Raw genomic sequence first — 20,164 nt, 5'->3', positions numbered from 1 at the left:
CTCGTGGACGAACGTTACTTCTCACCCAAGATTCTCTTAATATCAACTTCCTCTTCCTTGAGCCCACCGTCCTTTAGAGTAAACTTCCTCACCTTGGGACTCTCAAGTTTTACTAATCCTAAACCTATGCTCTTCCTATTCCCTATCATTATTCCTTCATTCATTAAAAGAGACAAGGCAAACCTAAGCGCTTCAACTGCCTTCTTTTCCGTATCCTCTGTGGGAGACTCTAAATCCAAGTTAAAAACTCTCATCCTAAAGTCAAAGGAGGCACCAGGCTCAATGTAATCAAGTGTGTAAAGGTTCCCAGGCTGTTGTGCGCCAAATGTCCTATTAATTGACACCATTGTCCTGTAAGTCCTTACGTACTCAGAAGAGATTGGGGAATCAAAGACGAAAACCCTGGAGGCACTTTCAGTTGAGCCGAATAAATAGCACGGAACACAGTCCTTGTAAATCTCTGATTCATCTTTGCTGAAGTCATAAGGATAAATTACCTTCCATCCTTTTGTTTTTGAATACATTTCGACTAAGTTTCTTAAAGCCCCTTTCATTGTGGATCCTGGCACGTAAGGCTTACCGTTAATGGTTATTATTGGATTATCTGTAGGCTCGTCGAAGCGTGCAACCTTTCCAGTTCCTATCCTTAAAGGAGATAAGTTGGTTAATTTCCCTGTAATCTCATATAAGACTTGAAATATTGAAAAATCCACGATCCCACCTATTGAGTTAATTGCTTGAGTAAATCTTGGAAAGTCTTAGTGTTAAAATCTATTCTAGTCTCCTCTATCGCTTCGTTTAACCATTTTACATATCCTAAAAGTTCTATCGCCATGTTTATATCGTTAAGTTGAGTAATGTACTTAACCAAGAGTTTCCCTGTATTCACGAAATGGCCTCTTTGAGACTGTCTTATAATGAAAAGAGAAAGTAATTCTACGTTCCTACTCTGTTGTGCGTACTCTAGAAAAGAGTTTATTTGAGTTGAGGATAGTCTTTCTCTTTTCCCTGAAACAGCTATTTCTGTCGCCATATCGAGGAGCTTTTGAGTAGTAATCTGTTGGGACACATAAGATTCTTAATACGGTATATTAAATACTTTACTCTTCCTTAAGATTACTTAAACCTTTGAGTTAATGAGCTTTGAATTTTACAAAACTGGGGGTTAAGGGGAGCAAAACTTCACCGTTCAACACTAAGTAGAACCATGCAGCACTAAAGGTTCCTTTTAAGTACTTAGGAAAAAATAAAACTAAAAGGCACGTAAACCCATACTAAGCGTTTACCCGTGGCTTTTCTAATTCAGCAACGGCTTAAGGGATAATACACTGTCACCCTCCGAGGAATAGGTAAATTTCTTCTCTTTATTTATAAATTATTAGATACCCTTAAACTATAAAGGATTGAAATTAAGATAAAAACATTCAAGATTCTAAATGATAAAAGTTATAATTTTCTAGAAAAATTTTCATAATAAAACCTTTATTGCTTTATTAATATTGTTATTGGAGACGAAAGACTGTCTAAATCCCCTTTCTGCGCCACTAGCTCTCCTCCCTTAAATTTTATCTCTACAATATTTCTCTCATCAGATAAAATTACAACAACTGTTGAATTAACGCTCTTAACCATCGCTATTTCCAGATACTTTTCTAACTCATCCTTATTTATTTTACCCGAAAATATCGTTTTCATTTTGTAAATTGATACTTCTCCCTTTACGCCCTTCTGTTCCTCTTGAATCCTTTTTTTCCTTTGTCATTTCAGTTTTAAACACTTCCTTTCCCTTTCTATAGAACGCAGTAGCTTGCCCCTTGACTATACTTTCAAATGGTCCATCATAAAAGAATACTAACCTTACTATAGTAATTCCTCTTTCGAAGGAAAAATTGTAAACCTTAAACTGGATTTTATCTTTATTAAACCTTCACTTTTTCCACTAAATAGATGATATCTGTATTAGTGAAAACTCTCTTAACTTTTAATTTTATTGTAAATAACCAGCTTACATATAACTCCCAGCCATCGTCAACTCGTTTTAAATCCTTAAAATGAGGTATTTCATTAAGTTTTCAGGATTCATGAGATAATCTCTAACCACCTCTGGAGAGCTTCTACCTCAAAGTCATAAGCTTTTTCCATAAATTATAATAAGTGTGTCCAACTATAAAGTATTGTTGATTTTTTAAATAATGCAGAGTGCGGAAAGCGGTTTGTTAATACTTTCCCCTCTGCAGAGGAGAGTTCTGAAGATTAAACGCATCCTATCTTATTCCCGCGATACGAAAGTTTCACATAAGGTAGTACTCGCATATTTCCGCAAACATTATTGGTTAATTGCGAATGGATTCTGTCCTTATTGTCATAACCACTATAGGAATTTTGGAGTACTTGCTAACCATATTATGCGGAGTCATACGCTGGAGGTTGCTGAAGAATATTTTAAGTTGAGAGAAAAGATTAAAGAGAGAGGGAGAAAATGAAAGTAGATTGTATCAAGTTAAGACAAGCGTTTGAACAGGCAAAGATTCTCAAAAAACATCCATATGATTTTACGTTAGCTATGACGCATTTTTATCTCAGAAATGAAGGGCTCGAAACACCAACAGGATATTCAGTCCCATCAAGTGAACTCAAGGAGCTAATTAAAAAGAATGAGTTGTTGATTCACTATATTCTAGATGAAGGCGAAGATTTCATGGAAGCTTGCGAAAAAGTGCATGGTTCTTAAAACAAAGCTGTTTTATTTTTATTTTCTTGATCTCTCATTTTTTTAATGTCTGAATCTAACTATTCCGCATTCTTCGTCCTTCTATTCGTATTCACAATTCTCTTTCTCATTGTAGTAACATTTTTATTACTCGGCCTTCTTAACGGTGTTTTCGCCACTTATGCCCATCTTCCTCTCTCGCCTTCTTTGTTGTCTAGCCTGGATTTTGTGCTGTATCTATTCGCATTTGGAATTCTTGCAGTTTTGTTTCTTTTAATTGCGTTTGCAATCCAAAGGAAAGGAAGTTAACCTCACGAATTTTCTTTTTTAGTCTCACGCTTTTCTTTCTCACATGGTAAGCCAAAAAAACAGTGAAAGTCTAGTTAGCGAGTTGGCCAACCAAATTAATGAGTTATACTTAACCAATCCTACCCAAGTCATAAAGTTGGCGAAAAAAGCGGGTGTTGAAAACCCAACATTCCTAGTCACACCACCAACGAAACCAACCAATGAACTCAGTTTCGCAAAATTAAGCAACATAGCAGAGACAGTTTCAAAACTCGAAAAGTATGGTTTACCGTCACTTTTGCGCCAATATTTTATGAATGTCGTAAAGAACCCAGCAGTGATAAACAACGTGGTTGAAACTTACTACAAAGTTGCGAAGATAATTCCGAAAGAAGTTGAGAACAAAGAACCTGTAGTCATAAGTGAGAACGAAGGATTCGTGTCAAAGTCAATCCCACTGTGGTTAGCTACAGATTTGTTAGCTGTTATAGACAGACTATGGAATATATTAAGATAGAGGTAATTATTATTTTATTCAATTAATTATTACTCAATTTCTTTCGCAAGAACGTTAATTTGAACAACTTCTCAAGCTTTTTAGCTCTGTAGTTGATGATAGATTAATGGAGTCAAAAATACCTGCCATAGAGAAACACAGAGATGCTTACGTAAAGATAAGGATAATAGAAAGCCTAGATGAACTAGCTTTAGGATTAAAATTACTAAAGGAAGGGTTTAGCAGGAACTCCGCTAATAAAGTATTTCAGTCTTGGAAGGCAATAATAAGTGCATTAACAGTCATAAACCTTGAGAAAATGCCTAGAAACGAAAAAGAGAAGGAGTGGTATTATAAGTCTGGATTCCTTGCCCCTACCACTGGATTAAAAGGAATTTCACAGAGGCTTGAAGAACTTGGATATAAGGTAAATTCCCTAACTTCAGTTGCGTTAGAATTACATAGGTATGCTTATAATGGACTTTATAAAGGGGCGAGCTACTATTACGAAAGGGAAGAAGCTATTAATGACATCATTTACTTGTCTAAGGAAATTATGAAGGTTATAAAAGAATTCTTTAAGGAATATTGGGATGAGGAAATTGAAGAACATTACAACCTTGCTGAGAAGGAATTGATGAAATAGCCTTGGATAACACACTTTCACTATTTAAAGAAAAGATTTATATTTATGGGTTACTAGATGGGAAGGTATGGGTAAGGAGTTTATATTAACAATTGATGACAGAGGCAGAATTACTATACCTAAAGAAGTGAGAGAACTAATTATGAGTGTGGAAGATTCTAAAATAGTACTAGAGCCCATAGTAGTAGACGTTGACAAATATTATGGAATATTTAGGAAAGATTTGGGAAACGTGTAATTTACTAAAGGAAGCGTTAACTGAGGTATTCTGACTTCCTTATTAGTCAGATCTGACTGGGGTGTAGGCCGTTGACTTCCTTGAGTGTAGAGCTCCCCCACCCTGGAACGGTAGACCCAAAATCTTTTTACAAAATAATTCTGATAGAATAATAGAGACTTTTGGGGTATTAAGGCCTTTCTCTCCTTCACTACTAAGTTTGTTTTTCGCGTGTTGGTGCTCTACTCCTTGCATATTCAAGGAGATGATGGGGAGGGAAGAGTTTAGACTATTGCTCATTCTCTTGTTCTCAATTGATTTATTCACAGAGAATTTTCCATCTGGTAGAAACGCTTATTTACACTATAGATTTATTTTCAAGGAGATGATTTTGGGTCTACCGTTTAGGGCGGGGAGGAAGTCAGAGTTTAGACGAATATCTTAACCTAAGTTCGTAATTCATCATTATACTTCTTACTAGGTTAAACGTATGACGGCAAAAGTGATGATAAAAAACATGGATGAGCAGCTTTATAGAATGCTGAAAGCAAAGGCTGCACTGATGGGAATTAGCGTATCTGAAGCAATACAACAAGCAATATCCTTATGGCTTAACCTCACCGAAGGAATATACGATTACAATTACATCGTACTCAAGACAAATCCGGAGGCATTGAAAGCTTATAAGGAAGGGAAATATGTCTTGGCTTGTGATGGAGAGTTCATTGGCGCATTCGACAGTGAGAAAGAAGCTATTGAAATGGGAAAGGGGCATAAAAAGTGTATGTTAGGAAGTAAAAATTACGAGCAAGAAGTAGGAGAGTGGGGATGGTCATCGATTGCTTTAGAATAAATGATAAACCTATTTTACCAGTTGACAGATCCTTATAATTCTGATTCCTTGTAGATTTATTCTATCCTGATTGAATGTTAAAGTGACAGATCCTTATAATGGAAACTCCGTGGAAATTGAAGCTTTAGTGGATACTGGTTTTTCTGGTTATCTTTTAATTCCTCCTTCTGTTTACAATATTGAACTTGAAAACCAGAGAGTTTATGCAACGCTTAACGGAATTGTTAAAACTAGAGTTGCTAAGGCTATTATAAAAATAGAACTAGACACATTCGTTGAAAGCCCCATCATGGGTAGGGAAATCTCCCTCCTAGGGAGAGAATTACAAAAGATGTTACATATGGAATTTAAAAAGGGGAAGGAAGTTTGCTTAGAAGATCATTAATACTCTCCACTCCTCTGAATCCGAATTCGTATTAACGTTTAGCTCATGCGAGGCTGCTAAAGTTCCTAGTCAAACTTGCAATTATTAGCCTTCTTTCATATTCAACAAAACTTAAGCAACCTTTAATCTCAACTTAAGTTATTCAAAGCACTAAACATTCAACAGTAACTTTTCCTCTTTTAGCAACTTATCTTTATTAATCACTTAAATATTATTTTGACAAGTATGCTAATAATATTGATGATCTAATAACTGCTCTCAAGAATAGTGAAGTTACGAAGATTACCCCTAAGTTGAGCCACGGGTAAACTTTTATAACCAACGATGCATAATATCTTTCACCTAACATGAACTGAAAGATGTGAAGAAATTTGCGATTTGTTGTGTTAATACGTTTCCAATAATGAGAAATTTTTTACATTCGTCTTTTAATTTCTAAAGAAGAAGAGTTAACTTTAAATAAAAGCATGAATACAAGGGTATAATGAGATGTATCGTATGAACACCACAGACCGCAATTCAAAGATAATCCCTCATTCTAAAAGTAGTGGATACTATGTAGTAGATGGCATTAGCTTACTGCCAATATTGGAAAAAGAGATAAGAGTAGATGAAGAAGTGGAACTAAGGAGAATAGAACCAAAGAGTCCACTTGTTAATTCTGTATCGAGTATAGCTAATGACATTTGCGGTATTTCAACTCCTCCTATGGTAACTTACACAATAGAAGATGCAATGAAGAAGAAGCTAAAAGTGCCTAATTTCAGTAGAAAACTGGAATACGATGGAATTTACGGAAAGCCAGATATAATAACTGTGGAAGGAGACATCATTGAATTAAAATCCACGACAAGAAAGAGCCCTTCCGATTTGACAATGTGCAAAGGCTCAATCCAAAGCATGATTTATGGTGTGTTAAAGGTAATGAGCGATAAGGAAAAAGTACACTATCCCAGGCTTTACGTTGCAGTAGGCTATTACAAACGTTCTAACGACTTTACTGCTATATTGAATAGAATAGAAATATACACTGTAAATATAAAAATCGAAGGTCTTAGCTTACTCAACAACGTTATGACTCAGTACAAAGCTGAGTATATTCTCAATAAATTAAAGTCCAAGGTAATTAAAAAGCATAAGGCGTCAATACCTGCAATTCCCGTGAGACCATGATTTCAAGCCTAACCTCTACTAGGCTTATCTTATATATTCCAGTTAATGAAAGGGTAAAATTACTGAAGAAAAGGGGTGTAAAGGACTTTGCAGAAGAATTGGCAATGAAGCTTTATGGCAGGTATAAGTACACTTTTAATGAGACTACTAAGAATATGATACTTAATGTTGTTAATAGTTACCTAAGGATGGAGAACTTAAGTAGAGGTTATATGATTTGGATTTATGGCTTACCATTGCCCTTAGCATATCCTGACGCGATAGCAAAGGATACTGTGATTGAAATAAAACCGGAAGAGAACCTACAGCATGCCACGTTACAAGTCCTACTTTACGCCAGCGTGCTAACAAAGGTTTTCAAAAGAGTGAGGCCTTTACTAATATCCGTCAGCCACGATGGAGAAAGTAAAATCTCGGGAATAAACGTTTACTCAGTGCTCTTCATGAACTCGCCAATAATTACTGGAGCAGAGGCTAGGATAATAATGGTAGAAATAATCAGAGAACTGGCGGGGAAATCAAATGTACTTAATAGCTGAAGTTTACGTTTCACCCTCAAACAACGCAGTTATACCGCCTTTCACCTCAAAGGTTGGTAAAACTATGTTAGGAGGAGTTAAAGATGGGATTTCAGTCTCACCGCTGAAGAAAGGAGGGAAATATCTGGTGAAGTACTCTAATTTACCAACGTTAATGGAAGTTGAGGAAGGAGAAATTTACTCCTTCGAAGTAGGGGGCAAAAGCGAGGACGTTGTTGAAGCACTGATAAACCTGCAGGAGAGGAAGGCGTTTAACACTACGTGGAAGGTAGAGAACGTGAAAATGAGGGAAGTCAAAGTGGAAAGGAAGGATTTAGTTGAAGTAGAGTTGTTAACCCCTGCACTATTGGTAGACCCGTTTAAAAAAGACAGAAAGAAGAGGTTTACTAACGCTTTCTTTGTGACATTTGCTGTTAACTACATGGACCACTTCCACGTATCTAGGGAGGAATATGTAAGGGTCGCCTTATCTTTAGAAGAAAAGGTTAGGGAGGAACCTTCAACCATGAAATATGTGAAAGTTACCTACGCAGGCAAGGAGGTCTTAGGAATGATGGGAAAGTTTCGATATTCAATTTTGGAGAAGGACGAGGAAATCTATGCCGTTCTAGAAAACGCTCTTGCAAAGGGCATTGGAAGCTCAAGGAAGAACGGGTTCGGAAGAATAAGCTTGAAGTGAGGTGTTCAAATTGGGTTTTAACTGCCCAGTTTGTGGAAAAGCATTTGGCAGTATGACCGGATTGAGAAAGCACTTTAGAAAGAATCACTCCAACCTTGACCGTTGTCCCGTATGCAATAAGAAAGTAAATAACTTGGCAAAGCACGTAATGAGGATGAAGGATGAAGACCACCAAGTACTATGGTACCTCTACAATAACCTCAGGGGTCTAAGGAACAAAGAGCTAAAGACTAGAATAAGGATGATAGCGAAGGAGAAGTTGAGTAGAGGTAGTACGGAGGTTCATTTTAAGTCAATAATTTTTTCATTTTCTAATAACTTTGCTCATTTTAAGTTTTAATTTGTATTAGTGCTTTTCCTTAATTTTTCTTAGAAAATATATTAAACTTCAAATTCTGGAATTTATTAGCCCTTGAATTACGATTATTTAAAATTTTACGGATATAAGGAAAATTATAGCTCTCTAGAGCAGTAGTAAAGTTACGTAACTGCAATAATGCCCAATTGCTGTCGGCTGAAAGGCTTGAGAAAGAAGGACTCGAAGAGAGTTTAACGGCAATGCATGTAAAGACTTTAGAGAATGAAGAGGTGCCTGCAATGGCGATCTACGATTCACATTCTTAAGCGGGTGTTAGTGGGAAAAGTTCAGAAGTGCAAATAGCCAACTGATAGAGCTTACTATCTGATTATGAATACTTTTTCTACCTCCTAAGCTATTTTACCGTTGTAGTAGATCCTTTGAAGGATGTCAACCAAGGAGAACTAGCGGATACCTTCGTTTATAAAGATAGGCTTTACATGTACAAAGAGAAGTCAACTCTTATCAAGGTAAAGCTTACCTAATCTGTCATTCCCTATAAAAATTATATTATATAAACTCCATATAAATATACATATAAATTAAATATGATGTTATAAACTCACCATTCACTTCCTCAAAAAAATTTCATATTTTAGCCTTACTTTCTTAAAAACATTCAAGTTTAACGTTCTATATATTATTTATCTTCTCTAATTTTTTGGCTAAGTATTACTAGTATTACGTATTACAAAGTTTTTATAGAAGTGGTTCAAATCTACAATTGTCTAGATCTTCACAAGAAAGAGAAAAACTTTGCTGCCAATAGCAGGCATAGTAACCTATTCCGCAACGTCCTTCAAAAGGTTGAGCTAATATTTGTAGAAAGCCCGATATGTCGTGATTAGCTCCTTTGCACTAGACCTGCAAAATGACCAGCCATAATACTCGGAGAACCGCTTATGATTTCAGATTATGGAGACAATATGGTAATATGTAGTGCCTACAATTATTCCTCAACATTTGCAATGAAGGTCAAGTACTTGAGAGAGCCTATATTCACATGCCTCAGCAAGGCAACAACGCTTCTCCCCGTGCGCAGTTAGACCCTCAAGTTACGTAATACTGCCAAAGAACAAGGATGTGGGTCTTTTCACTACGTACCTGCCAAGGTATAACTTAAAATATGCAAAATAGGTAGCAAGTCTTAGTGAAATGAAAGTCTGAATAAACGGAAAATAGCTTACTTCCCATACTCTGCATTCTTATGCTTTCTAAACCCAATATTTTAAATTCCTTTCACCGCAATACATATAATATACAAAATTATTTTAAGTATTATGGAATTCGGAGAAGCAATAAAATCGCTCTTCAGCTTGCTCTCCTCACTAGATCAACCCTACTTAGGAGTCTCTCCTACTTCAAACATAGAGGATTCAACGCCAGTTGAAGTAGAAGATGAATTAGGAGAATGCGAGAGCTTGACTACTTTCTCATTCCTAGACTCCTCCTCAAGGATGATGAACGTTAAAGGGGCTAACATATATTTCGCCTCGCTTTACGCAGATCTAATTAATGAAAAGCTAATGATACCCATCAAGATAGAAGTTCCTTTCATGGCAATAAAAGCCTCTGACGAAGTTAGGAAATTAATTGAAGGAGATCCAACTCTTTCCAAGATAATTGCACTAAATAACGTTAACGGAGAACCTTACTCGCCTGATTACAAGGACGATAATATACTAGATGAGCTGAGGATCTCTTTGGAAAATTACGCAATAGAAAAATCAGCTTACGTAACAATAGTTGACGGTCCAATAATCCCGGGTCCTTATATACAAATGGTGGGAGAACCTTACAAATCAGCTTTTATAAAATTGGCAAACCAACGCAAGAAGGATAATTTAATAGGAATAGTAAAGAGGTTAAATTACAGCAGGAAACTAAGGAGGTCGGGGCTAGTAAATGACTCAAAGCTGAGTAACGCAACAGACGACGTAATAGTTGAATACTTAGGAAGGGGAAAAGACTTCTACACAACTCCCATACTGAAGGAAGAAGTCGATATTGGAGGAAAGAAATACATTAGGTACATGGTTTATGTAAAAGTCAGAGAAGGAGTATTCAGGGTTGAAAGCCTAGACAAAGATTTACTTTGCAAAGGAGTTTACACTGCAAGAAAATACTCATCATACCGCGGAATACCGGAATTCATAGAAGTTGCTGACAAAATGGCAAAGAGGCTAAGCGCTTCAGCCTTCATTCTTGCCTTTAACATAGCAAGAGTTACTACGGGAGTAAATTATGAAGATTGGGAAAACCTGAGAATTGCTGAACTAGACTCAGGTGAGTAAAAATGGAGGAAACTTCGCCTTCTGATATGATAGAAGAAGCTAAGAAAAGGGCAAGAGGAACAATAATAGGCATGGTTTCCAGAGTTTACCCCGCAGAGTACGGAGAAGAAGAAAGGGAAGTTAAGATAGAAGTCTCCTTTGACACTTACTTGAGAAGTAAAATACTTATAGGCTCTTACCTAGGCATTTCCTTACCCATTTCAAGGACTTTAATGCTATCTAGGGTTAAGGCAGTTGCGAGGCAAGACATACTTTCAATATCAAAAGTACCTTCCTTGTTCCCTCAAGAGAACCCAAGCGGTATAGTAACTCCCTTGATAATTACCGTAGAACTGCTCTCAGAGGAAGTTAACGGAGAAGTTGTGCCTCCTTCTTCTCCAATTGACCCTCAAAGCCCCGTTTTCTTACCGTCACTAGACTTCATAAAGGAAATGCTTGGAATTCCAGAGGAAGGAGTAAGGATAGGAAAAGTTATGGAAGGTTATAGGGAAATTGAAGTTGACGTAAAGCTCAGCAAAGAGGCGTTAAAACACCACGTCCTAGTTGTTGGAACAACGGGAGCTGGTAAAACTAACTTGCTAAAGGTAATTATGAAGAACTCAGAGACACCCCTAATTGTATTTGACATCCAAGGAGATTACATAAAGCCGGCAGTAGATATGGGAGGCTCAATAATAGTTCCAATGACTAGGGACTACGAAATGGGAGTTACTCAATTTGTCGACGTCTTCCTAAAGAGGAGTAACTTGACGGGGTATAAAATAAGCAAGGTGGAAGAGAACAAACTAGTCTTAAGCAACGGAAACTCCTCCTTTAACCTTTATTTAATAGGCTTCAGACTGCCAGAAAATTACGAACTATTGCCAGACGTTTCCCCTTACTTCACTCCTCAAGGGGGCGAATTCTTTAAGATAATTTCAAAAGAATGCGTAGGTAAGAACGACGTTATTGACGATTGGGAAGATAATTGCAGGGATTACATGAAGCATATGAATATGCACCAGGAAACTCAGAAAAACATAATTAGGTCCGTTTACTTACTTTCTCAGAGCGGAATAATTGACGTATCCTTTGGCAACGGCTATTACAAAGAGCCAAACTACGAGGAAATAATGAAAAGCAAGGCAGTAGTAGATTTAAGGTGGGCTTTAGAGAGGGAAGTGAATTCAGCAACGATTGCCTCCTTCATCATTATTAGTAAGATATTCAAGATAATAGACGACCGCTATAAGAAAGAGGGGAAGGAAACCGAGTATTTAATGATCTTCGACGAGGCTCACGAATATTTCCCACAAGGGAGGAGGGAAGAAAACAAGGAACCCCTTGAGAGGTTAATTAATAAGATAATGAGACTGGGGAGGGTAAGGGGGATTGGCACTATCTTGGCGACGCATAGGCCTACGGACTTAAACGACCTCATTCTTACTTTGACTAATACGAAAATTGCAATGAGGGCTGACGAAGACGCGTTAAAGAGGATCGGAATGGAAAAGTACTCAAAAATGCTGAATGCCTCGCCACCGGGTTTTGGAATAATATCGTCTTACACGATAAAAGTGAACAACTTAGCCTTTAGGAGTGAAAAGTACGAATCTGGAGAAGAAATCTTCAATCCATTTAAAGAAGAATTTATGGAGTGAAAAGTACGAATAGGAGTTTGACTCTAACCACTTCATAGGCTCCGGAGTTCTTTTATTTTCTTATTCTAATGGGTAGTATTGACCCCCAAGTCTTTGCAAATTCTCCTACTATCGTTAGAAATCCTTGTCCTCTGCTCAGCATCCCAAGTCTTTGCAAATTCTCCTATGTTACCCCTTTTATTACACTTGATTATAGACCCCGGCATTATTGCTGGATAAATGGGCCTCCTTACGTTGTAAGCGATATTGAAACCTAGACCTATTAGCCCAATTTTTATTGGAAGCCCTTCAACTAAAACGTCAGCTAACTTGCCACAGTTCTTAATCTCTATATTGTAAAAATTGTCAATACTTATTATGTCGTCTTGGGGGGGATAAAATCAATTACTAAGCCGTAATCTCCATTTTCGGGAGGAGTAAAATTAAAGCGCTCTATTTTTACTACTCTCTCCTCCCATTACGTAGTCACTAACAAAAGGGCTATGCACCTAAAAGTTTGGAAACAAGTGGACTTATCAACTCCTGGCTTAACAGTAAGTCTAGTTAATCCAATCAAACATATCAGGAATGCTGCTACAGATGTTATATTCTGGCATAGAGGTCCTCAGATTCAGTAAAACCACCAAAGGAGACGAGCTAATTGCAAAACTGCACAGCATGGGCTTTGAATAATGACGCAACTATTTTTTACACATTCTCCAAAAACGTCTTTTTACCTTCTTGGAGAAAATAGGCAATGCTCCAATCATTTAAAAGAACTTAGGCAAATCGTGTAGGCATGTCACCTCCACGGCTTATTAGTATTGAACTCCTCTGAAAGGGCTTTAATTTACCTCTTCTGCAACCTTGAGGCTTAAATAACATTGCCTTACTCTCCAGCCCCAGACGAGGTCTAGTCTTATGACTTCATAAGAGACTCTTACCTATAACCCCCACTTTGATTTAGTTTACCCGTTTCTATTTTTATTCTAGAATGAAGAATTTAATTGGACTATAATCGTATCACTTTAAATCTGTGTGAATCCTTCTATCTAGGTAGCAGTTCTTCAATATGGCGCCCTATAGCATCTGGTATGGATTTTTCTATCTAGGAAATCCTTGCTTATAAAAGGCTAATTTATTTCCTTGACGTAATTTCTAGTTCCTCCAAGAGCTTACGCACAAAGTCATCATCCACTATAATTAATTTGACCTCGGAATTTTTACCACCTTCATCGACAGCGATTTATTAACCTTAACGTCTACTGGTCGTACCCTCAACTAAATTCTACTTTTTACTCTCGGTTCTTCCTTATTCCAACTACATATAGAGTAAACGAATATGTAATCGAGTTTCTTTCAGTTCTTCCTTATTCCAACAATATAACGCTGAAATATTTTCAATTGTTGAGCGCTTTCAGTTCTTCCTTATTTCAACCATCATTAAACATTGCACTCGCAAAGTCAGCGTAGCTTTCAGTTCTTCCTTATTTCAACATGATGCTGTTGTAAATTATACTAGGTGGATGTAGCTTTCAGTTCTTCCTTATTTCAACATAAGTTTTATGGGCTTACGCCCCCAATATCTCACTTTCAGTTCTTCCTTATTTCAACGAGCCGTTACTAATGAAGAGAAATTGTGGACAACACTTTCAGTTCTTCCTTATTTCAACACGTAAGCCAGTGCGTAAAGTAGAGTGTCTGCAACCTTTCAGTTCTTCCTTATTTCAACTGGTAATACCTTGTAATTGGTAATACTTTGCATATCTTTCAGTTCTTCCTTATTTCAACACACGATGAGCAACACCAACAACGCGTCGCTTAGCTTTCAGTTCTTCCTTATTTCAACAATCAGGAAGAAGAAAAGCCTATGTTTAAAAAATCTTTCAGTTCTTCCTTATTTCAACTTTACCAATTATTTATGCCGGCAATCCGATATCAACTTTCAGTTCTTCCTTATTTCAACTTACAGAGAAACGTTTATAAATAAAAACATCAAACTTTCAGTTCTTCCTTATTTCAACAGTCGAATAATTATGACATAAACATAACTACTTACTTTCAGTTCTTCCTTATTTCAACACTACATGGGTTTCCATGTTAGCCTAATTGTGGACTTTCAGTTCTTCCTTATTTCAACTTCTCTTCTTCAAGATCCACTTCAACTTCATTATCTTTCAGTTCTTCCTTATTTCAACCTTTACACCAAGTATTAATGATAAAGCGTCAGCTGTCTTTCAGTTCTTCCTTATTTCAACTTTCACCCCCGTGGCATTATGAGGAATCACGAACTTTCAGTTCTTCCTTATTTCAACAGAGGACTCGTCAGGAGCCTAAAAAACAAAGGTCTGGCTTTCAGTTCTTCCTTATTTCAACTCATGTTTGAGCAGTATTTAAGCCAAAAAGGTTTCTTTCAGTTCTTCCTTATTTCAACTAAAAAATTGGACGATTTTGAGTTAGCCGAAATGATTCTTTCAGTTCTTCCTTATTTCAACTTGTTATAAGTGTAAAGCCCCTTCTCGAGTCCTACCTTTCAGTTCTTCCTTATTTCAACAAAGAACAACATAAGAAGCTAAAGAAATACTGTATCTTTCAGTTCTTCCTTATTTCAACTCTTTCAATTCTGAAAATGATCTTGCCCCTAACCACTTTCAGTTCTTCCTTATTTCAACCTGCTCTGGAAAATTTTGTAAACTTTTTGGCAAGCTTTCAGTTCTTCCTTATTTCAACTATATCCGGATAAACGCACATACTACAGACTTACCTTTCAGTTCTTCCTTATTTCAACGCGGTAGAGCGAGTGATGGTTCTAGATGCTTTGTCTTTCAGTTCTTCCTTATTTCAACCTTTCATAATTTGTGAATCAGAAATTTTCACAGTCTTTCAGTTCTTCCTTATTTCAACTAGAGACAATCGTTTTAGAACCGACAGATAATGGCTTTCAGTTCTTCCTTATTTCAACCATATGGCATAAGCGTAATACCATTATCGCCACACTTTCAGTTCTTCCTTATTTCAACCTGATACCGAGGCTAAGAAGAAGGAGGTGGGGCTCTTTCAGTTCTTCCTTATTTCAACTAAGAAAAAGGAATCTGAAGGCAAGGCTCACAGTCTTTCAGTTCTTCCTTATTTCAACTGGAAGTCAGAGCCAGGCATCTCCTCTTCCCAATCTTTCAGTTCTTCCTTATTTCAACGCGTCACAAGCCCACTTGTGATTATTCCGTGTAACTTTCAGTTCTTCCTTATTTCAACTAAATCCCCTTCTTCTTTGTCCATCTGTATACCCCCTTTCAGTTCTTCCTTATTTCAACTTTATGTTTGTTTTTTTGATCCTGATGGTTGGTTCTTTCAGTTCTTCCTTATTTCAACAGAAGGCAAAGCATAAAACAAAAGCGCCAAGTGGCTTTCAGTTCTTCCTTATTTCAACCCAGTCACTTCGTTCGGCGTTTCACGCCTCACTTCTTTCAGTTCTTCCTTATTTCAACTGGGGCAGATTGCGGATCTTCAGCTTTGTATTTCTTGTCTTTCAGTTCTTCCTTATTTCAACTGGGGCAGATTGCGGATCTTCAGCTTTGTATTTCTTGTCTTTCAGTTCTTCCTTATTTCAACTTTTTGTTTTAATATTACTACTTCTCAATTTACAACTTTCAGTTCTTCCTTATTTCAACCATTCTCAACTATGTCATAAACTGGTCTAGCTGGCTTTCAGTTCTTCCTTATTTCAACTTCAAAGATAGTGAAGCCACATTCAGAATCAGAACTTTCAGTTCTTCCTTATTTCAACGGATATCAGCTCTGGGAAGAAAACGTCTGGGACGCTCCACTTTCAGTTCTTCCTTATTTCAACTGTGCGTTGATTTTCACGTCTTTTTCACGTTCTTTTTACGTTCTGTGTAGATTAATTTACGTGAATCTAAGATAAAAACTTTACTTTTCACTAAAATTGAGGAAATGCAAAGTAGAAAAACTCTATCTCTCGATTTTTTGAAAGTAAGTTTTCAACACAAAAGTTTTTAAAGGGTATTTAAACCCCGGGAAAAGACGTGAGCGAATTTACGTAAGAATCTACCTGAAAAAATTTCCCAGATTATGAACATTTTCAAATTCCCTTGTTTTTAGATGAAATTGAAAGGGGATAAATAATCAAAGTAGATAGAAAAATACATCACCTCACAAACCTACATGAAAAAATATCAATTATAGTAAAAATATTACATAAAACTATTTACTCCTTTATATTAATTGTATTACAAAACTCTTATAGATACATCTGATGATAATATAATCCTTAACAAACTTACTACCTACGTGAAATTAAGATTTCAAAGTTTCATTAAGCTTTTCAAAATGTTATGATAACTTCTTGTTGAAGAGAAATACTCACTCAGATTAGCCTTCGTATTCATGAATATTAAATTAGCTATTTTTAATTTCAGCATTACATACGCCAGCAGTAATTACAAACTTCTCGAAATCGAATTGTACTTAAGTTATTGACATAACCATAAACTATATTTGACGTACGACGATAATATTTCCCTAGCTTAAGTTATTGACATAACCATAAATGTACAACGAAGTTCTATTGCATTGCCTTTTTCAATATTGCGCTTTTTAACTGAGGATAAAATTTATTATTTTTATTTAAAAACATATTTTATGATATTAGTCCTTACTAACCCATTAAAGATAGACAGGAAATCTAGATCAGAGTTGATAGTTTCTTTTAAGGATTATTCTAGGAATTATAATTTGAGAGATATAACGGGGGTAGTAATACTTGGTTCCTCGACCTTAATACCTTCGGGAGTAGTTTCGTTATTATCATCGATGAACATTCCTTTAATTATATCTAACAAATTAGGAGTTGCAGTTTGTTCTCCCACGTTGGTGGTCATGCTTTCGGAAGTCAGGGGAAAAGCAATATAAATTAACTGACGAAGAGAAGTTGGAGATTGCCAGGAACTTCATCTTAGCAAGGTTTAGCGGGCTATCTAACTTGTTAAAGTATTACAAACTAGATCCTCCACAGCTAGTAGACAATAATGACTTGTTGGTATGGGAAGCGATAAACAGTAGGCTCTTCTGGGATAAGATATTTAACCTTTTTCCCAAGGAAGTTAGAGATATAGGAAGAAAACCGAGGCACTCTGATCCTTTCAATAAGTCATTATCTCTAGCTTACGCCCTACTTTACGCAATATGTACTAGGGCTTTACTTTCCTTCGGTTTTGATCCAACTTATGGGTTCATGCACAAGTCTAGGTACTCTACAGCCTTATCCTTTGACTTTTCAGAAATGTTTAAGCCAATTGCAATTCACGCCGTAATTAGGGCATATAAGAAAGGTTTATCGTTGGACAAAGAAGGGGAGCTATCGAAGGACAGCGTTAATAAGGTGTCTAAGGAGTTTTTCGACTTAATTAGTAAAAAACAAAATAATGAAAGTATATATAAGGCAATCTATAATAGGGCTTTAAAGCTCTCCCAATATATAAGGAAAAAAGATAAGAGCATAAAGTACACCTTCACTTACGATCCAAGGAAATTATCATAGCTGAGAGCAGTCGATTTAATAGTCGCATCATAAAACGTCTAATTGTAGATTAAAGTAAATGCTTTTTTACAATGTTAAAATTCACGCCATGTCTAATTGTAGATTGAAGTAAAGAAGACCTCCTTAAATACTGTGGGCTAGGGTTCTCACTAATCGATATTATTCGGAGAGGCTATCATGGAGTTATAAGTACTAAGCTTCTAGTAAATTAAGAATATGCACTGTTGGGATACTTTCTAGGCGACCTTGTAACCTGTTCGGACTGTTGGGAATAAACCCATTCCGTTTTCGAGCAGAAAACTTAGGACTAATAAACCAAGCACATAGTTTCGAGAACAAATTGACCTTCAAATTGGAGTAAAGCCTACGCAGGTAGTAATTATCTATGTATAGAATACACTGGACACGTATTCATCAGATCACAGTTGCTGCAAGCCCACTTAATTTTATTGTATATTCGTTCTGCTGCTTCCTCGGGATTCTTAGGTGTGGTGAATAACGACCTTATCTTCCTCGGAAAGTTTGAATACTTTAACCACCTTATTCCTTTATTATATATAATGAGACCTATTACCGGGTGTGAAGTATAATAAATTGCAGAGGCCATGTAGAAAAGCATTTCTCCTTCTAAGTGCCTTACTGTGTCTGAAATCGTTACCTCGGCTATTAGACTTACGTAATCTTTCTTAGTTTTTATAATTGCAAAATAATCCGGTTTCCCTCTGATTACAAAAACTTTATCCCTAACGTAAGATAATGTGAACTCGGGCTCCACTTTATCTACGAGTAATTTATTCTTAAGGGCTTCTCTTAAAGAGTTTATAACCATTTCACTTATCCTATCGTGGATTGGTTTAAGGTGATTTACATAAAGGGGAGTGGTATAATTTAATTGCCCACAATTCTCTAGGATTTGGTATTTCATCATTGGACATAACTTTGCCCAGCTTAATTCCGTTGCAGTTAACTTACAATACCTCATATTTTCTTTCTGATAGCTTTCTACAATCTCCTTTAGTACAATTGACGGAAGACTCGTACTCGCTGTCTCGTATGACGACAATATACAAGTTATCGCCTTCTTCAAGGTGTTTTTTAGCCATGTCGGAGATAAGGAATGCTGTTTTATATCCGCCAATGCCCGCGTATACTGATCTGTTGACCATGGAAAGTCCAAGACGTCTGAGGTATCTCCTGATTTTTCCTCTGACTTTTTCAGACGATATGTCAAAAGCTACCACCACATACATTATTTATATATTATGCAAATATTTATATATGAATCCTTCTAACTTCGTGCTACGTAATCTCTTCTTGCTCTTCTGTTTCTTGACGATTTTCCCATCAACGTGCAACTAGATGAGCGTTTTACTGAAGACCTCGACTGATGTTTATCAGTTCTAGCTTAGTGCAACATAATTCGGTTAGGGCTACTGATTCCTGCCTTAATTTACTAAAAGCTGGTTAAGGATCATATAACGGGCTTTTTACTGCAGAGATGTACAGTGGTTAACTATTGAAAGTGACTATATTATCCATGGACCAAGAGCCAAAAATACTGCTAAGGTGTAACTATTGAAAGTGACTACATAGTGGCGCTTTTAATCATATGCTCTACGTGTCTTACGTTCATTAAACGAAGCATATTTTTCTACAAATGAATAAAGTCCTAAACGTTCAGTAATTCTGACTATCTAATTGTAGTAACAGTTATGCAAAAACCTGTTCTCCAACTGAAAACGTTTTCTAAGCATGATATAGAAAATATTAAACCAAATAGTTTTATGTAATATTTTTACTATAATTGATATTTTTTCATGTAGGTTTGTGAGGTGATGTATTTTTCTATCTACTTTGATTATTTATCCCCTTTCAATTTAACCTAGAAAGTAGGGAAGTTTGTAATAATCTCTTTTTTCAGATAATTGTTCATGTAGATTCTTACGTAAATTCGCTCACGTCTTTTCCCGGGGTTTAAATACCCTTTAAAAACTTTTGTGTTGAAAACTTACTTTCAAAAAATCGAGAGATAGAGTTTTTCTACTTTGCATTTCCTCAATTTTAGTGAAAAGTAAAGTTTTTATCTTAGATTCACGTAAATTAATCTACACAGAACGTAAAAAGAACGTGAAAAAGACGTGAAAATCAACGCACAGTTGAAATAAGGAAGAACTGAAAGCCATCAATTCACCCAGACAGTACTAAGGACAACAGTTGAAATAAGGAAGAACTGAAAGGTTTTTTTAATGTACAAACAAGAATTAAAGCAAGTTGAAATAAGGAAGAACTGAAAGCAACTTTTGCAAAATTCTCCCGGCTTCTTGTCTTGTTGAAATAAGGAAGAACTGAA

The 20,164-nt window shown here is 36.3% G+C and carries 18 protein-coding genes, 1 pseudogene and 1 CRISPR repeat array; of the genes and pseudogenes, 14 read left to right on the top strand and 5 right to left on the bottom strand.

Going from position 1 to position 20,164, the window contains the following annotated elements:
* Window positions 1–14: 14 nt before the first annotated feature.
* The 3 genes from D1867_RS00210 to D1867_RS12295 all read right to left on the bottom strand — a co-directional run bounded on the left by D1867_RS00210 (window position 15) and on the right by D1867_RS12295 (window position 1,695).
* Window positions 15–713, bottom strand: coding sequence for an RAMP superfamily CRISPR-associated protein (locus D1867_RS00210; protein WP_155862303.1), 699 nt, complete (start codon window positions 711–713; stop codon window positions 15–17).
* 8 nt (window positions 714–721) lie between these two features.
* Window positions 722–1,069, bottom strand: a complete 348-nt coding sequence (locus D1867_RS00205; RefSeq protein ID WP_155862302.1) for a hypothetical protein — start codon at window positions 1,067–1,069, stop codon at window positions 722–724.
* A 413-nt stretch (window positions 1,070–1,482) separates the two neighbouring features.
* A complete protein-coding gene (locus D1867_RS12295) occupies window positions 1,483–1,695 on the bottom strand; it encodes a hypothetical protein (protein ID WP_240872137.1) in 213 nt (70 codons plus the stop codon).
* A gap of 784 nt (window positions 1,696–2,479) precedes the next feature.
* On the opposite strand from D1867_RS12295, the gene D1867_RS00195 reads away from it, so the two are divergent.
* The 14 genes and pseudogenes from D1867_RS00195 (at window position 2,480) to cas1 (ending at window position 17,814) form a co-directional block, all read left to right on the top strand.
* Window positions 2,480–2,731 (top strand): hypothetical protein, encoded by a 252-nt coding sequence (locus D1867_RS00195; protein ID WP_155862301.1) that lies wholly within the window; start codon window positions 2,480–2,482, stop codon window positions 2,729–2,731.
* 331 nt (window positions 2,732–3,062) lie between these two features.
* Window positions 3,063–3,515: a hypothetical protein gene (locus D1867_RS00190; RefSeq protein ID WP_155862300.1), complete on the top strand. Its 453-nt coding sequence runs from the start codon at window positions 3,063–3,065 to the stop codon at window positions 3,513–3,515.
* A gap of 106 nt (window positions 3,516–3,621) precedes the next feature.
* The gene (locus D1867_RS00185; RefSeq protein ID WP_155862299.1) at window positions 3,622–4,140 is read left to right on the top strand and encodes a PaREP1 family protein; all 519 of its coding nucleotides are present in this window, start codon (window positions 3,622–3,624) and stop codon (window positions 4,138–4,140) included.
* A 67-nt stretch (window positions 4,141–4,207) separates the two neighbouring features.
* The gene (locus D1867_RS00180; RefSeq protein ID WP_155862298.1) at window positions 4,208–4,378 is read left to right on the top strand and encodes an AbrB/MazE/SpoVT family DNA-binding domain-containing protein; all 171 of its coding nucleotides are present in this window, start codon (window positions 4,208–4,210) and stop codon (window positions 4,376–4,378) included.
* A gap of 469 nt (window positions 4,379–4,847) precedes the next feature.
* Window positions 4,848–5,210 (top strand): ribbon-helix-helix domain-containing protein, encoded by a 363-nt coding sequence (locus tag D1867_RS00175; protein ID WP_155862297.1) that lies wholly within the window; start codon window positions 4,848–4,850, stop codon window positions 5,208–5,210.
* A pseudogene (locus tag D1867_RS00170) lies at window positions 5,186–5,595 on the top strand (clan AA aspartic protease). The gene D1867_RS00175 and the pseudogene D1867_RS00170 overlap by 25 nt, the downstream one beginning before the upstream one ends.
* Before the next feature lie 498 nt (window positions 5,596–6,093).
* Window positions 6,094–6,768, top strand: coding sequence for a hypothetical protein (locus D1867_RS00165; protein WP_155862296.1), 675 nt, complete (start codon window positions 6,094–6,096; stop codon window positions 6,766–6,768).
* A complete protein-coding gene (locus tag D1867_RS00160; protein WP_155862295.1) occupies window positions 6,765–7,307 on the top strand; it encodes a hypothetical protein in 543 nt (180 codons plus the stop codon). The genes D1867_RS00165 and D1867_RS00160 overlap by 4 nt, the downstream gene beginning before the upstream one ends.
* Window positions 7,291–7,986: a CRISPR-associated endoribonuclease Cas6 gene (gene cas6 / locus D1867_RS00155; protein ID WP_162309142.1), complete on the top strand. Its 696-nt coding sequence runs from the start codon at window positions 7,291–7,293 to the stop codon at window positions 7,984–7,986. The genes D1867_RS00160 and cas6 overlap by 17 nt, the downstream gene beginning before the upstream one ends.
* 10 nt (window positions 7,987–7,996) lie before the next feature.
* Window positions 7,997–8,326 (top strand): C2H2-type zinc finger protein, encoded by a 330-nt coding sequence (locus D1867_RS00150; RefSeq protein WP_155862294.1) that lies wholly within the window; start codon window positions 7,997–7,999, stop codon window positions 8,324–8,326.
* A 1,298-nt stretch (window positions 8,327–9,624) separates the two neighbouring features.
* Complete coding sequence (locus D1867_RS00145) at window positions 9,625–10,638, top strand: DNA double-strand break repair nuclease NurA (protein WP_155862293.1); 1,014 nt, start codon at window positions 9,625–9,627, stop codon at window positions 10,636–10,638.
* A gap of 2 nt (window positions 10,639–10,640) precedes the next feature.
* Entirely contained in the window at window positions 10,641–12,278 is a 1,638-nt protein-coding gene (locus tag D1867_RS00140) for an ATP-binding protein (protein ID WP_155862292.1), read from the top strand.
* A gap of 1,277 nt (window positions 12,279–13,555) precedes the next feature.
* Window positions 13,556–16,104: direct repeats of the CRISPR family, unit length 24 nt; unit sequence CTTTCAGTTCTTCCTTATTTCAAC.
* An 812-nt stretch (window positions 16,105–16,916) separates the two neighbouring features.
* On the top strand, window positions 16,917–17,186 hold the full coding sequence (locus D1867_RS00135; RefSeq protein WP_155862291.1) for a hypothetical protein: 270 nt from the start codon (window positions 16,917–16,919) through the stop codon (window positions 17,184–17,186).
* Window positions 17,187–17,205: 19 nt separating this feature from the next.
* Complete coding sequence (gene cas1 / locus D1867_RS00130) at window positions 17,206–17,814, top strand: CRISPR-associated endonuclease Cas1 (protein ID WP_162309141.1); 609 nt, start codon at window positions 17,206–17,208, stop codon at window positions 17,812–17,814.
* Between the two features lie 379 nt (window positions 17,815–18,193).
* Here the strand turns inward: cas1 and D1867_RS00125 are convergent, their stop codons facing one another.
* Both D1867_RS00125 and cas2 read right to left on the bottom strand, forming a co-directional pair.
* A complete protein-coding gene (locus D1867_RS00125; protein WP_155862289.1) occupies window positions 18,194–18,796 on the bottom strand; it encodes a hypothetical protein in 603 nt (200 codons plus the stop codon).
* Window positions 18,783–19,064 carry a CRISPR-associated endonuclease Cas2 gene (gene cas2, locus D1867_RS12730; protein ID WP_155862285.1) on the bottom strand — a complete coding sequence of 94 codons (282 nt, stop codon included), beginning with the start codon at window positions 19,062–19,064 and terminating at the stop codon, window positions 18,783–18,785. The genes D1867_RS00125 and cas2 overlap by 14 nt, the downstream gene beginning before the upstream one ends.
* Window positions 19,065–20,164: the final 1,100 nt, after the last annotated feature.

The organism is Acidianus infernus (assembly GCF_009729545.1).
GTDB classification, from domain to species: domain Archaea; phylum Thermoproteota; class Thermoprotei_A; order Sulfolobales; family Sulfolobaceae; genus Acidianus; species Acidianus infernus.
This window is presented reverse-complemented; position numbering and strand designations above follow the sequence as displayed.

Excerpts from the sequence above, each read along its gene's own strand:
- D1867_RS00165 (WP_155862296.1), top strand. The coding sequence starts at position 6,094 with ATGAACACCACAGACCGCAATTCAAAGATAATCCCTCATTCTAAAAGT.
- D1867_RS00180 (WP_155862298.1), top strand. The coding sequence starts at position 4,208 with ATGGGTAAGGAGTTTATATTAACAATTGATGACAGAGGCAGAATTACT.
- D1867_RS00195 (WP_155862301.1), top strand. The coding sequence starts at position 2,480 with ATGAAAGTAGATTGTATCAAGTTAAGACAAGCGTTTGAACAGGCAAAG.
- D1867_RS00135 (WP_155862291.1), top strand. The coding sequence starts at position 16,917 with ATGATATTAGTCCTTACTAACCCATTAAAGATAGACAGGAAATCTAGA.
- D1867_RS00145 (WP_155862293.1), top strand. The coding sequence starts at position 9,625 with ATGGAATTCGGAGAAGCAATAAAATCGCTCTTCAGCTTGCTCTCCTCA.
- D1867_RS00185 (WP_155862299.1), top strand. The coding sequence starts at position 3,622 with ATGGAGTCAAAAATACCTGCCATAGAGAAACACAGAGATGCTTACGTA.
- D1867_RS00125 (WP_155862289.1), bottom strand. The coding sequence starts at position 18,796 with ATGAGGTATTGTAAGTTAACTGCAACGGAATTAAGCTGGGCAAAGTTA.
- cas6 (WP_162309142.1), top strand. The coding sequence starts at position 7,291 with ATGTACTTAATAGCTGAAGTTTACGTTTCACCCTCAAACAACGCAGTT.
- cas2 (WP_155862285.1), bottom strand. The coding sequence starts at position 19,064 with ATGTATGTGGTGGTAGCTTTTGACATATCGTCTGAAAAAGTCAGAGGA.
- D1867_RS12295 (WP_240872137.1), bottom strand. The coding sequence starts at position 1,695 with ATGAAAACGATATTTTCGGGTAAAATAAATAAGGATGAGTTAGAAAAG.
- D1867_RS00190 (WP_155862300.1), top strand. The coding sequence starts at position 3,063 with ATGGTAAGCCAAAAAAACAGTGAAAGTCTAGTTAGCGAGTTGGCCAAC.
- D1867_RS00175 (WP_155862297.1), top strand. The coding sequence starts at position 4,848 with ATGACGGCAAAAGTGATGATAAAAAACATGGATGAGCAGCTTTATAGA.
- D1867_RS00160 (WP_155862295.1), top strand. The coding sequence starts at position 6,765 with ATGATTTCAAGCCTAACCTCTACTAGGCTTATCTTATATATTCCAGTT.
- D1867_RS00140 (WP_155862292.1), top strand. The coding sequence starts at position 10,641 with ATGGAGGAAACTTCGCCTTCTGATATGATAGAAGAAGCTAAGAAAAGG.